Source organism: Micromonospora sp. D93, from assembly GCF_018070365.1.
GTDB lineage: Bacteria > Actinomycetota > Actinomycetes > Mycobacteriales > Micromonosporaceae > Micromonospora > Micromonospora ureilytica.
Window position 1 is genome coordinate 294741 of the sequence record NZ_JAGPXW010000002.1, and the last position, 12584, is coordinate 307324.

The window sequence follows — 12584 nt, forward strand, 5'->3', positions numbered from 1 at the left end:
CGCGCGAGGGGAGACACAGCCTTGGCGCAATCGATTCGCCGCGCGATCGACCTCATCCGTCGATCCGCGGAGCACCCGCTGTCCCTTACGGAGGCTGCGGACGTGCTCGGCGTCCACAAGTCCACAGCCCTGCGCATCCTGCAGACACTGGAGTCCGCGCGCTTCGTCCGCCGGACCGGCGCGGGCACCTACGTGCTCGGCAGCGGCCTGATCGAGCTGTCCGAGCTCGCGCTCGGCTCGATGGACCTCCGCCAGCCCGCCGCCGCCCACCTGCGTGCGCTACAACGCGAGACCGGCCACACCGTACACCTGGCGCAGCTGACCGGCGACGAGATCATCTATATCGACAAGGTGGACAGTCCGGCGTTCGACGCGGTCAAGCTTCCGTCCCGGGTGGGACGCGCGGTGTCCATCTACGCGAGCGCCGTGGGCAAGACCATCCTGGCCTACCTTCCCCGGCAGGAACGCGACCGCCTGCTCTCCCACGTCGTCTTCGAGAAATTCACCGACACCACCTTCGCCGACCACGACGCCCTGGAAGCCGAACTCGCCCGCATCCACGACTGCGGCTGGGCCATGGACAACGGCGAGCACGACGCCTACGTGATGTGCGTGGCCGCGCCGATCAGGGATTCCCGAGGACAGGTCATCGCCGCGGCCTCGATAACAGCGATCGAGGTCATCGCCAACCTCGACCAGCTGAAGAGCAACCTTCCGCTGCTCCTGGACACCGCCAACAAGATCTCGTACGAACTCGGCTACGCGCCGCCCGCCCTGGCGAGCCCGGACGGTGCGAGCCGCTCCACGACCTGACCGTGCACGCGGGCGATCACCGCGTTCTCGGCGCCGACCCGCCGGTGACGCGGTGGTGCTCGTCGGTCTCCATGCCGATGAATGCCTGGATCATGCCCCGGTAGATCCGCTCGATCAGGTCCGGGTCGGCGCCGGCCTCGCCAGCCAGCGCGCGGACCCGGGCCACCACCTGCGCCACCCGATCGGGCGCACGGACCGCCTGGGCGTCACTCTTGAGCGGGGCGGCCTGCCGGACCAGCGCCTCCCGCCGGGCAAGCAGCCCGACCAGTTCCCGATCCAGCTCGTCGATCCGAGCGCGGATCTCGGTCAACGTCGCCGCGGTCTCTTCCACGCCGGAAATCGTCGCACGGTGGCAACATGATCAGGCGAACATCCACGCGTGCTCAGCGCAGCAGCGCCATCCGGTCGATGATGGACTCGCGCAGCCCCGGTGGCCACGGGAACAACGGCGTGGCCACCTGGAGTTCGGCGAACCCGTGCAGCCCGACCCAGAGCGCCGTCGCGTCGCCGAAGGGGTCCGCGCTGGCCGATCGTCCCGCCGCGACGCAGTCGGCGAGCGTACGCCGGAAGATCTCGAAGGCTCCCATGCCGAGCACGGCGAGTTCGTCCGCCATGGCCGGCGCCCGCTCAAGGGCCTGTCCGGCATCCCAGACGGCGCCGAACATCACCCGGTACTGATGCGGACGGCGTTCGGCGAAGGTCAGGTAGGCCGCGCAGATCGCGCGCAGGCGCTCGACCGGATCCACGTCATCCGGTGCGCCCAGTGCCTGCTCCAAGATGCCGAACGCGCGTTGCGCGACCGCCAGGAGGATCGAGTCCAGGTCCGGAAAGTGCGGATAGATCGACGGCGCGGAGATGCCGGCCTGGCGGGCGATCCCCCGCAGGGTCACGTTCTGTGGCGTGCCGTCCTCCAGGAGCGTCATCGCGGCGTCGACGATCTCGTCGCGCAGTTGGGCGCCCTCGCCGCGCTTGTTGCGGGCCCGCGTTCTCGGTGTGGTCACCCCTTGACTTTACAGACGTTAGGTCAGCGCGTAAGTTAACGCCTGTAAGTTCACATCCGTTTCCTAGAGATGGGGACCCCCATGACCGCCGCGACCGCTGCCCGAATCGACATCGCCGCCCCCACCAACCGCGCCGACCTCGTCGGCCGTGGGCTGGCGGCCCTCGCCTCCCTCGCCACCGGCGTCGCGTTCGTCAACGGCGTCCTGCTGACCGTCAACGCCAACGACGACCGCCTGTTCATCGAAGGCTGGCGAGTTTCCAGCTTCGGCATCTTCGCCGCGCTCTTCGCCCTGCTCGCGGTCAGGCCGCGTCAAGCGGCCGGCGTCTGGGAGATCGTGCTCGCCGGCAAGGCCGCTCTCGTGGTGTTCGGCGCGCTGATCGGAGACGTCCCGGAGGCACGCCTGTCGGCCATCATCGACTTCGGACTCGTCGCCGTCGTCGCGGCGGCCTACGTGCTGTGCCGCGGCTGGTTGGCCTGGCGTCCCGCGACCACCAACCCGACCCGATGACGGAGACGACAATGCCCTCCACCTCGCATCCCCGCACCCAGGAGGACCGCGCTACCCGGCGCGCGGACCGGACCACCATCATCTCGATCTGGTCGGTCCCGGTCCTGGTCATCGGCCAGTTCGCCATGCTGGCCATCGTCCCGGTCACCCTTGCGCTGATCGTCAGCCTGCGGCACGCCCACCTCCGCGGACTACGCCGCTGGACGGCCGCTCTCGCCGCCGCCTACGCCACACCGCTGATCCTCTGGGCCATCGGGCCCGAACGCGCCCCGAGCCTGTCCAAGGACATGCACCCGGCCTTCGCCGCACTGATCGTCGTAGCCGCGCTGGCCGCGGCCACGGCCTTCCACCTCGGCCGCCGACGCCCGAGCACGACCGAAGGGTCGTCGAGCGAGCGGTCGGACTTCCCGGCCGCGCCGTGACCGAGCCGCTGCTCCCCCGCGCGGGCAGGAGCGTCGGATCGCCCGTCGCCGTCATCCGACGGTGGCGGGCGATCCGAGTGTTCACTATCGAGGGAACGGCCCCACTGCTTGGCGGGCAGACCTCCTGGAGGGTGACGGGTCAGCGGAGCGGCAGGGTGGCCAGCGCCAGGTTGGGGTCGACGCCGGTGGTGTACGCGGCACTGAGCACGTAGACGGTACGGCCGCGCACGGCCACCGCTGTCGGGTTCTGCAACCCGTCGGCGGCCGTCAGCAGCGTTCGGGAACGGCCGGCCGCGTCGATGCTCACCACAGTGTTCGGTCCGTTCAGTGCGGCGATGACCTGTCGGTCACCCGCACCGACGAACGCGAAGTCGTCGATGCCGACCAGGCCGGTCGCCGCCACCCGGACCGGCCCGGGTCGGCCGTGCCGCAGCGGAATGCGCAGCAGCGTGCCGCGGTCGAGGTTGGTCGCCCAGACCGCGTCGGCGCGTACCTTGATGCCGTTGGCGCCCAGGAAGCCGGCCGCGGCCAGCTCGGGTGCCGAGGACCAGACCTCGGCACGGCCGCCTTCCAGCGGAACTGTCGAGATCGTGCCGAGCACGGAGTCGGTGAGGTAGAACCTCTTCGCCTCGGCGTCGAAGGCCAGGCCATTGGGGAGCCCATCGGCTGGCAGAGCCGAGATGCGGTGCGGCGCCCGGCCGGGGCGTAGCCGGTACAGACCCGTGCTGGCGGCATCGCCGCTCGCGTAGAGGAAGTAGAGGGTGCCGTCACTCATGCGGACGATGCCCGTGGCCAGCGCGAACGCGAGCACCGGCGTGTTGACGCCGCCATCGGCGGGGGCCGGCAGGGTCGCCAGGATCCGCGTCCCGCCGGACGGAGTGACCGCGGCGACCTGTCGGGCCGCCGCGAAGGTGACGTAGGCGGTGCCGTCCGGGCCGACCGCGACGTTCTCTGGCATCTGCCCCTTCGTCAGGTCGAAGTGGACAGCGATCCGCGAGGGCACCGGCACGGCCGAAGCCCAGTGTTGCTCGACGGTGCGGGCCGCTGCGGTCGCGGCAGGTGCGGCACTCGACGGCACGACCGCCACGACGCCGATCCCCGCTGCGGCGACAGCGACTGCGAGGGTCATCGTTCTCTTACGCATTTCTGTCCCTACTCACGGTGTTGTCGATGGGCTCGAAAAGGGCGCGACGGGTCCGGCGCTCCTCGCGGAGCACCTCGTGTCGAGCCGATGGGGAAGTTGCTACTCGCGCCTGACGAGGGGCTGCGGAGCGCCGGCACGGGTGGTGACCGCGCCGTGCACGAGCAACGTCATCGCGGCGTGAGATGCCGAGCCGGGTTCGGTGGTGGCGACCACCACGGTCTGGCCGTCCTCGGTACGCAGGGTCTGCTGTGTCACGTCCATCGCGCCGACCAGCGGATGACGCATCTGGTAGACCGCGTCGCCGCCGGCCTTCACCCGGTGGTCGGCCCACATGGCGGCGAACTCCGGACTCCGTACCGTCAGCTCACCGACCAGCGCGGCCATCAGCGGATCGTCCGGGTGCTGCCCGGAAGCCATCCGCAGCGTCGCCACCACCGCGCGGGCCTTGGTGGGCCAGTCCGCGTAGAGGTCACGGGTGTGCGCGTCCAGGAACACCAGCCGTGCCATGTTCGGGTGCTGGTTCGGCCGCTCCGGGATCTCCGGAGTCAGGTGGCCGGCGAACAGGGCATGACCGGCGGTGTTCCAGGCCAGCACGTCGGCGCGGCGACCGAGCACCACCACTGGTACGTCACCAAGCGTCGCGACGAGCTGGCGTACCGCCGGGCTCACCCGCTCCGGGGCAGGGCGACGTACGGCGGGCCGGCGGCGGGTCCCGGCCGCCAGCTCGCCCAGATGGCGGCGCTCCGCGTCGTCGAGCCGCAGCGCTCGGGCAAGCGCGTCGAGCACCCCGGGTGAGGCGTTCACGGCCTGCCCCTGCTCCAACCGCGAGTAGTACGAAACGCTCACCCCGGCCAGCAGGGCCAACTCCTCCCGGCGCAGCCCTCGAACCCGGCGCCGCTCACCGTGTGTCGCCACGCCGGTGTCCTCCGGCCGCAGCTGGGAGCGCCGGGCCTGGAGGAAATCGCCGAGCTGTCCTCTCGCGTTCATGACTCGAAGTATTGCGAGCCCGGCCCGCCCCAACCACTCCCTGCCAGGGGTATGCACCGCATGCCGAGGCAGCCCGTACGCGAGGCGACCCGGCGTCAGCTGGCGGCGGCGCTGCCCGTGATGGCGCCGGCGCGAAGGCCATGGTCGACGAAGTTGATCAGCCAGGTGAAGCTCTCGTCGACGGACGCGTCGATCTGGAACCCGCCGGCCGCCTCCAGGGTCGCGAACCCGTGCAGAACGCTGCGCAGCGTCCGCATGGCGTGGATCTCCTGGTCGGGTTCCAGCCCGTACCCGCTCAGCATGGCCGCCCAGGAGGCGAGCACTCGCTCGCTGGCCGGGACGAACGGGTCGTCGGGGCCGGTCGGACGGGCGGTGTTGGCTGCGGCGTACCGGCCGGGGTGTTCCCGCACGTAGGTTCGCATCGCCCGGGCGCCGGCGGCGAGGGCATCGCTGCCGGACCGGCCCTGGATGGCGTCGCGGATGGCATCGCCGGCCTCGGTCATCGCCAGGATGGCGATCCGGTGCGCCAGGTCGGCCTGGCTGGTGACGTGCTTGTAGAGCGAGGGGGTCTTGATCCCGAGCCGTTCGGCGAGCAGGCCCATGCTGAGGTTGTCGAAGCCGACCTCGTCGACGAGCGCGGCTGCGGCTTCGGTGACCGATGCCGGGGTGAGCCGGGCCTTAGGCACTGGTCAGCGTCCGGGCGAGGAACGGCAGGGCCAGGGTGAGGACCTCGTCGGGCGTCTGGACGTGCGGGTAGTGGCCCGCGCCCTCGATGACAGCCAGCTCGCCGAGCCCTCGCGGCAGGTCGGCGATGACGCGTTCGCCCTCGGCCCGCGGGTCGGCCCAGTCGGGGTCGGCGCTGCCCTGGATCACCAGGACCGGGCAGGTGACGTTGGGCAGTTGCCGACCGGCGTCGGCCGGGCTGGTCTTGGCCATGGCCTGGAGAACCTTCATCCGGCCGGGCTCACTCATCTTGGCCTCGATGCGGGCCAGCTCGCTGTCCCAGTCGGCGGGCTTGGTGGGGATCGCCACGTCGAGGTACTTGCGCCAGTTCGCCAGGCTGCCCCGCATGAGCACCTGCGCCAGTTGGAGATAGCCGGCCCGGAAGCGCTTCACCCGCATCAGCCCAGCCAGGTCGAAGGACTGTGCTCGGGTGAACGGCGCCAGCTCGATGACGCCGGCGATCAGCTCGGGTGCGGTGGCCGCCGCGACGGTCGCGGCACCGCCGCTGATCGACTGGCCGATGATCACGGCCGGGCCGCCGAGGTGGCGCACGACGGCGACGAGGTCACCCGCGATATCGGTGCGGCTGTAGCCGTCCCAGCCGAGGCTGGAGTCGCCGCAGCCGCGGATGTCGACGTTGGCGACCCGGTATCCGGCCGCTACCAGGGCCGGAGCGACGAACCGGTAGGAGTGCCGGCTGTCGCCCATGCCGTGCGCCAGGACGACAAGCGGGCCCTGCCCGGTGACCTCGTAGGCGATGGTGTTGCCGGCAATGCCCAGGTTTTCGATCATGACGCCCTCCAGTGCGGCTAACAGAATTAGCTAAAGGCTAACCGCATTAGCCTGAAAAGGGCAAGCGCCGCCGCCGCTAATTGCCCCCACCTAGGCCGAGCTGGGGATAGAGGGCGTCGGGGGCGGCGACCGCTCCGGGCGGCCGAGCGACAGTGACTGTCGCACCGAAGTCGCTGTAGCGCAGGGACGCGTTCGGCAGCCCGCTGGCCTCCGGCATCAGGAAGCTGACCAGCCGCCCCTCGGCGTCCAGCGATGCGCGGAAGGCGTGCCTGCGCGCGCTGTCCGGAAAGACGCCACCGGGACCGGGGCGGAAGCTGATCCCGTTACCGGGGACAATCCGGGTCGCGTCGATCGTCCCGGAGATCTGCTGGCCGTCCGCTCGTGCGGTGACGATCGCGTCGATGAGGCGGGCCGAGCCGCCGGAGTCGTTCTTGCCCGGTGCGAAGCTCAGGGCGAAGTCTGACGGCATCCGGGCCGGGTCGAGGACCATCCAGCCGTCGCCGACGCCGCGCAGCAGCCCGGTCTTCAGGTAGACCTCATCATCGATCATCCGGATCTCGATGACCCCACCCGGCGCCGAAACCCTTGCGGTCAAACGCCTGTGGACGCTGTCGGTGTGCGACAGCGTCGTGATCTGGCTGGCGATGTCGACGTCGCTGCGATAGCTCGTCTGATTGACGAACGCGGTGCCCGCCCGCAGCAGGCCGACCGCCTCGGCCGTCGTGGTGGCATCGGCGCTGGCGGCCGACACCGGGGCAGATTCCGGTCTGGGTTCGCGCTTCGTTGGCGCACCAACCGAGCAGCCCAGCAGGAGCAGGCCCGCAGAAATGCCGGCCAGCGTGGCTCGACGTGTCATGGCCGTCACGGTAGGCCGCCCGAGCAAGGTCTGATGACCCATATAGTGCCGCGATGGAAACGGACACTGTGCGACAGGCTTACACGTCCGTCGCGAAGCTCTACATCGAGCTGTTCGGCACGAGCCAGCAGGTGGACACCGACGACCTCGCCCTCATCAGACGACACCTGGGCAGCCGGCCCGGCCGGGTGCTCGATCTGGGGTGCGGGCCCGGCCACCTCACCGGCTACCTTCGTGAGCTGGGTGTCGACGCCGTGGGGATCGACCTGGTCCCCGAGTTCATCGCGCACGCGCGGGCGTCCCACCCGGGCGTCGAGTTCCACCTCGGTTCGATGGAACACCTCGACGTCGCCGAAGGCTCCATCGACGGCATCCTGGCCTGGTACTCGTTGATCCATCTTCCGCCGCCGGAGCTCGACGGCATGCTCAAGGAGTTCCGGCGAGTGCTGGTCCCGGCCGGGCGGCTGGTCCTGGGCGTCTTCGACGCCGAGGAGGTCGGCGCCTTCGACCACAAGGTCCTGACCGCCTACCGCTGGCCGCCCGACGAGATCTCCGAACGGCTCGGCCGGGCCGGCTTCCGGGAGGTCGAACGCCTGCGGCGGCCCGGCACCGACGAGCATCGGCCACTTGCCGCCATCGCGGCGATCGCGGTGTGAGGACGCCGAGGGCCGGCCTCCCGCGGCGGGAGGCCGGCCCTCGGCCAGCTGAACACCCGCGTCGACGCGGGCGTCCGCTACGGCGGCAGCGCGCTCAGGCGCTGAGCTTCCCGGCGATCTTGACGACCCGCTCGGCCATGTGGTCGAGGGCGGCGAACTGGGCGTCACCCAGCGGGGCGTCGTTGCCTCCGCCGGTCACGTGCGAGACGCCGTACGGGTTGCCGTCGGCGAACTTCAGCGGGTCGGTGTAACCCGGGGCGACGACCAGACCGCCGAAGTGGTGGACGGTGTTGTAGAGCGCCAGAAGGGTCGACTCCTGGCCGCCGTGCGCGGTCATCGATGCGGTGAAGCCGGCGTACACCTTGTCGGCGAGCAGCCCCTGCGCCCACTGCGGGCCGAGCGTGTCGATGAACTGCTTGAGCTGGCTGGCCACGTTGCCGTACCGGGTGGGCGTGCCGAACAGCACAGCGTCCGCCCAGACGACGTCGTCGGCGGTCGCCTTCGGCTCGCTCTTCGTGGCGTCGAAGTGCTGACTCCAGGCGGCGTTGGAGGCGATGGCCTCCGCCGGGGCGAGCTCCGGAACCTGACGCAGCCGCACCTCGGCGCCGGCCTTCTCGCCAGCCTCGGCGAGGCGCTTGGCCATGGCGTGGAGGGTTCCGGTGGACGAGTAGTAGATGACGGAGAGCTTGGTCATCGGAGGCATCCTTCCCAAAGTAGTTGCCGCTGATAAATTTGCGGTCGCAACAATCTCGACAGTAGCAGCCACCTCGCGGCACCCCAACATCCTGACCACGCCCACCCGCGTGACGGCGCACACCAGGAGACGGGCGCGCGGCTGCGGTCGGTCAGGTCTCCTACCCCGCTGGCTGGGGCGTCGCCGCTCGCTCGGCAGTGCACCGACCGGTGGTCAGTCCTCCTGGTTGGGGAAGACCTGCTTGGCCACAGTCATCGCGGACACCGCCCTGGGCCAGCCGCTGTAGAAGGCCAGGTGGGTGATCACCTCGATCAGCTCCGCCTCGGTGAGGCCGTTGCGCTTGGCGAAGGCGAGGTGGAAGGCGAGCTGTTCGGTGTTGCCGCTGCTCACCAGGGCGGCGACGGTGACCAGGCTTCGGTCCCGCTTCGCCAGCTCGGCGCGCTCCCAGATCTGCCCGAACAACACGTTGTCGGTGTAGTCGACGAGAGTGGGCGCGAAGTCGCCGAACATCTTCTGCGCGTTGGATGGTTCCTTCTTCTCGGCCATGGGTTCTCCTTGGTGGGTCATCCGGAGCGATGCGAGTCGTCGGCGGGTTCCTCGGGTCACGATCCGTCGGGCGAATCGGCCGGCTGCTGTCCCGGCCAGAACGGCCACTCCTCGAATGACCGGCACCGTCCGTCGTCGGCGAACCGCATGACCCACAGGTCGCGGTACTCCTGGTCGACCGGGTCGCCGTAGCGGACCTCCTGGCGCGACACGGCGGTGTCGCCGTCGACCGCGACGATCTCCGTGGTCAACTGGAACACCTCGTCGGGACCCTTGCGCTGCTTCTCCCACATCCGAGCGATGGCCGGCAGGCCGACGACAGGCGTCCAGTACGGCCCCTGCTGGTAGCTCGCGTCCTCGGTGAAGAGCGTGACCAGCGCGTCAGTGCCCGGGGTCCGCCACAGCCGCTCGTAGGTGGCGAGCCACTCCTCGACGTGCTTCCTGTCCATGGCCCTCACCTTGCCATCCGAGCGGCGGCCAGCTGGGAAATCCCGCAGGCTGCGGGTGGCACACCCAGCGCGGCGCTTGCCGGCCTCGGCTCCGGGCACCCTTGACATCGAAAGCCGTGGCCAGCCACACTCCCGGTGCTAATTCGATTTAGCCGCCATCGAAGCCCCCAACCCCCCGCACCGAACCAGACCCGCGACGAGCTACCACCACTAAGGAGTCTTCGCGCATGAGGGAAACGACCGGAAGACGCAGGCTCCGGCTTGCGATCTCGATTCTCGCGTTCACGGCGCTCGGTGCGGGGGCTGTCGTCCCCGCGCCGGCTGCCGCAGCCGGCAGGCCCCCGATCGTGCAGGGCGCGACCGTCAAGGCGGACCGCCACTCACCGACCGGGTACACAGTCACGTTCACCTACCGCAATCCGCACGCCACCCAGGTCCGCCTGGCCGGGGACCTGACCCTGCTCGACGTCGACACCGGCACCACGCGCTATCAGCCGGAAGAGTGGCAGCCGGGGCGCTACCACGCCGGAGGCACCGAGTTCCTCCGGGACATGACCAGGGACCCGAAGGGAACCTGGTCGGTCTCACTCCCGCTGCACGCCGGAGGTCTCAGCTACTGGTACCGCGTCTGGGACCCGACCCAGGGCTGGGAGAACAAGCGCATCTGGGACCCCGCCTCGACGAACCCTCGGCCCCCGGGCGAGTCCTCGTTCCGGGTCAGGAACAACGACGTTCTCGATGCCGTGCACGTGCCGTACGCCAAGAAGCAGAACGACCCGGTGCTGAAGGAGCGTGCGGAGTACGAGTTGCCGATGGCCGACCGCGCGAAGCGGGGAACCGTCAGGTACGTCCCGTACACCACGATCCTGGGCGACAGCGGCCACTACCTCGGCGTCTACCTGCCGGCCAACTACGACGCCAACCGCGCGGAGCCGTACAAGGTCGCGTATCTCGCCCACGGCATCTTCGGCGACGAGACCGACTTCATGATCCCCGCGAACGTCCCGAACATCCTGGACAACATGACGGCGAAGGGCGAGATCGAGCCCACTGTGGTCGTCACCATGGGCAACCATTTCACGGGTACCAGCCTCGGCTTCGCCTCCTACAACCAGACCAACGCGGCCAACAACCTGGTCCAGACGATCCTTCCTCTCATCGAGCGCAGCTACAACGTCTCGACCGAGCGCGCGGGGCGCGCTTACGCCGGCTTCTCGTACGGCGGCATGACGGGCGGCGTCGTCATCAAGAACTACCCGACCACGTTCGCGTTCTACGGACACTTCTCCGGCAACCCGTCGCTCACCACCCAGGACTACGACACCATCGCGAACGCGGTCGGGGACGACGACCTGTCCGTCTTCCTCGGCAATGGCATCTTCGAGGGCAACCTCAACGCCCAGAACGCCATCGCTGACAACTTCCGGGCCCGGGGATACGCCGCCGCGACGACCCAGGTTCCGGGCGCGCACGACGGAATGACGGCGGGCCAGCTGTTCACGATCTTCGCCCGGGATCACCTCTGGTCGGGCGTCGACTCCGTGTCCGTGACGCCAGCGACGGTGAACCTGACGAAGGGCTGGAACTGGGAAAGACAGTTCACCGCCCAGGTCACGACCAACGAGGGTGTGAGCCCGGCGGTGACGTGGTCGGTCCAGGGAGCAACCTCTTCGGGCACCACCATCTCCGCCGACGGCCTGCTCTCGGTCGCCGCCGCGGAGACCGCGTCGTCGCTCACCGTCGTGGCGGCGTCGGTGGTCGATCCGGCCAGGTCAGGCTCGGCTCAGGTCACAGTGACGCCTCCAGGCCCGGCACGGGTCGCGGTGAAGGCGAAGGCCACGCCCGCCTCGGTCGTCAGCGGTGGCACGTTCACGCTGACCGTCGACGTACGGGCACAGTCTGCGCACCGGAAGGCTCCGAAGGTGACGGGCGAGGTCGCCGTCACCTTCGGCGGCACGACCCAGGTGGTTCCGCTCCGTGGCGGCTCGGCCGTCGTCGAACTGCCGACCGGCGGGCTGCCCGCAGGGGTGTACCCAGTGCACGTCGCCTACTCGGGTGACAGGGTCCACGCTCCCTCCGCAGCGGTCCACCAGCAGCTACGGGTTCGGTAGGCGACAGGCAGGTGGGCCGGCGACCTCTCGTCGTCGGCCCACCGCCAGCTGTCCGTCCGGACCGTCAGCTCACGCCCCGGACCGCCTCGATGATCGTCTCGGCGACCTCGCCCGGCCGGGCCACCACCATCGCGTGCGAGCCGCCGACGAGCTCGCGCTGCCCCCGGGGGTTGGCCCGCTCGGCCATGAAGCGGTGCGCGTCGGGAGGGATGTTCTTGTCAGCGTCCCCGAACACGAACCAACTGGCCAGCGATCGCCAGGCGGGGTCGCCGGTGAGCTTGTCCGCCAGGCCCTGTTCGGTGATCGGCCGCTGGGTCCGGGCCATCAGCGCGGCCAGGTTCCCAGACACGTCCGCGCAGAACTGCGCGTGGTACTGGTCCTGGCCGATCGCCACCTCGTTCCCACCGGTCGACACCGGGTACTGCACAAGCGTGTCGGCGAGGGTGCTGCCGGGGAACTTCGCGGACAGCGTCATCGCCGACTCGCCCGTGTCCGGGGCGAAGGCGTTCACGTACACGAGGGCCCGCACCGAAGTGTCGCCGGCGGCGGCCTGCGTGATCACCATGCCGCCGTACGAGTGGCCGACGAGGACGACAGGACCGCCGATCCCGCGGACCACATCCCGCACGTACGCGGCGTCGCCGGCGAGGCTCCGCAGCGGGTTCGCGACGGCCACCGAGTCGTACGCGGCGCCCAGCCGCTCGAGCACACCGTTCCAGCTCGCCGACTCGGCGAACGCGCCGTGCACGAGCACGATGGTGGGCTGTGGATCAGGCATGACAGGTGCCCCCTCACTCCGTGAAGCTGTTCACCGCCGGTCGCACTGGTACGCCTGGATACCCGTTACGCGAGTGTGAAACGTCCGACCCGATGAGCAGGA

General features: G+C 69.9%; 16 protein-coding genes. 5 read left to right on the top strand and 11 right to left on the bottom strand.

What is annotated here, in order from left to right; translation table 11 throughout:
• Positions 1 to 21 precede the first annotated feature (21 nt).
• Positions 22 to 813 carry an IclR family transcriptional regulator gene (locus KBX71_RS03475; protein ID WP_210816481.1) on the top strand — a complete coding sequence of 264 codons (792 nt, stop codon included), beginning with the start codon at positions 22 to 24 and terminating at the stop codon, positions 811 to 813.
• 16 nt (positions 814 to 829) lie between these two features.
• Here KBX71_RS03475 and KBX71_RS03480 read toward each other — a convergent pair whose 3' ends face one another.
• Together KBX71_RS03480 and KBX71_RS03485 are read right to left on the bottom strand one after the other, a co-directional pair.
• Positions 830 to 1144 carry a chorismate mutase gene (locus KBX71_RS03480; protein ID WP_210816482.1) on the bottom strand — a complete coding sequence of 105 codons (315 nt, stop codon included), beginning with the start codon at positions 1142 to 1144 and terminating at the stop codon, positions 830 to 832.
• Between the two features lie 52 nt (positions 1145 to 1196).
• A complete protein-coding gene (locus tag KBX71_RS03485; RefSeq protein WP_307846946.1) occupies positions 1197 to 1814 on the bottom strand; it encodes a TetR/AcrR family transcriptional regulator in 618 nt (205 codons plus the stop codon).
• Between the two features lie 81 nt (positions 1815 to 1895).
• Between KBX71_RS03485 and KBX71_RS03490 the strand changes: the two genes are divergently transcribed.
• Together KBX71_RS03490 and KBX71_RS03495 are read left to right on the top strand one after the other, a co-directional pair.
• Positions 1896 to 2324 (top strand): hypothetical protein, encoded by a 429-nt coding sequence (locus tag KBX71_RS03490; protein ID WP_210816483.1) that lies wholly within the window; start codon positions 1896 to 1898, stop codon positions 2322 to 2324.
• 11 nt (positions 2325 to 2335) lie between these two features.
• Positions 2336 to 2746, top strand: a complete 411-nt coding sequence (locus KBX71_RS03495; protein ID WP_210816484.1) for a hypothetical protein — start codon at positions 2336 to 2338, stop codon at positions 2744 to 2746.
• 139 nt (positions 2747 to 2885) lie between these two features.
• Here the strand turns inward: KBX71_RS03495 and KBX71_RS03500 are convergent, their stop codons facing one another.
• From KBX71_RS03500 to KBX71_RS03520, 5 genes are all read right to left on the bottom strand, one after another.
• Positions 2886 to 3890 (bottom strand): hypothetical protein, encoded by a 1005-nt coding sequence (locus KBX71_RS03500; RefSeq protein ID WP_210816485.1) that lies wholly within the window; start codon positions 3888 to 3890, stop codon positions 2886 to 2888.
• A 99-nt stretch (positions 3891 to 3989) separates the two neighbouring features.
• A complete protein-coding gene (locus KBX71_RS03505) occupies positions 3990 to 4877 on the bottom strand; it encodes a helix-turn-helix transcriptional regulator (protein ID WP_210816486.1) in 888 nt (295 codons plus the stop codon).
• Positions 4878 to 4972: 95 nt separating this feature from the next.
• Positions 4973 to 5563 (bottom strand): TetR/AcrR family transcriptional regulator, encoded by a 591-nt coding sequence (locus KBX71_RS03510; RefSeq protein WP_210816487.1) that lies wholly within the window; start codon positions 5561 to 5563, stop codon positions 4973 to 4975.
• On the bottom strand, positions 5556 to 6392 hold the full coding sequence (locus KBX71_RS03515) for an alpha/beta fold hydrolase (RefSeq protein WP_210816488.1): 837 nt from the start codon (positions 6390 to 6392) through the stop codon (positions 5556 to 5558). Before KBX71_RS03515 ends, KBX71_RS03510 begins: the two co-directional genes overlap by 8 nt.
• A 76-nt stretch (positions 6393 to 6468) precedes the next feature.
• Positions 6469 to 7248 (bottom strand): hypothetical protein, encoded by a 780-nt coding sequence (locus tag KBX71_RS03520; protein WP_124819311.1) that lies wholly within the window; start codon positions 7246 to 7248, stop codon positions 6469 to 6471.
• Between the two features lie 53 nt (positions 7249 to 7301).
• Between KBX71_RS03520 and KBX71_RS03525 the strand changes: the two genes are divergently transcribed.
• Positions 7302 to 7904 (top strand): bifunctional 2-polyprenyl-6-hydroxyphenol methylase/3-demethylubiquinol 3-O-methyltransferase UbiG, encoded by a 603-nt coding sequence (locus KBX71_RS03525; RefSeq protein WP_210816489.1) that lies wholly within the window; start codon positions 7302 to 7304, stop codon positions 7902 to 7904.
• Positions 7905 to 7998: 94 nt separating this feature from the next.
• On the opposite strand, the gene wrbA is transcribed toward KBX71_RS03525, so the two are convergent.
• From wrbA to KBX71_RS03540, 3 genes are all read right to left on the bottom strand, one after another.
• Positions 7999 to 8607 (bottom strand): NAD(P)H:quinone oxidoreductase, encoded by a 609-nt coding sequence (wrbA, locus tag KBX71_RS03530; RefSeq protein WP_374102571.1) that lies wholly within the window; start codon positions 8605 to 8607, stop codon positions 7999 to 8001.
• A gap of 204 nt (positions 8608 to 8811) precedes the next feature.
• Positions 8812 to 9144, bottom strand: coding sequence for a carboxymuconolactone decarboxylase family protein (locus tag KBX71_RS03535; protein ID WP_210816491.1), 333 nt, complete (start codon positions 9142 to 9144; stop codon positions 8812 to 8814).
• A gap of 56 nt (positions 9145 to 9200) precedes the next feature.
• A complete protein-coding gene (locus KBX71_RS03540) occupies positions 9201 to 9593 on the bottom strand; it encodes a nuclear transport factor 2 family protein (RefSeq protein WP_210816492.1) in 393 nt (130 codons plus the stop codon).
• A gap of 347 nt (positions 9594 to 9940) precedes the next feature.
• Between KBX71_RS03540 and KBX71_RS03545 the strand changes: the two genes are divergently transcribed.
• Positions 9941 to 11704, top strand: coding sequence for an alpha/beta hydrolase-fold protein (locus KBX71_RS03545; protein ID WP_210816493.1), 1764 nt, complete (start codon positions 9941 to 9943; stop codon positions 11702 to 11704).
• A gap of 64 nt (positions 11705 to 11768) precedes the next feature.
• Here KBX71_RS03545 and KBX71_RS03550 read toward each other — a convergent pair whose 3' ends face one another.
• The gene (locus tag KBX71_RS03550; RefSeq protein ID WP_210816494.1) at positions 11769 to 12482 is read right to left on the bottom strand and encodes an alpha/beta fold hydrolase; all 714 of its coding nucleotides are present in this window, start codon (positions 12480 to 12482) and stop codon (positions 11769 to 11771) included.
• Between the last annotated feature and the right edge of the window lie 102 nt (positions 12483 to 12584).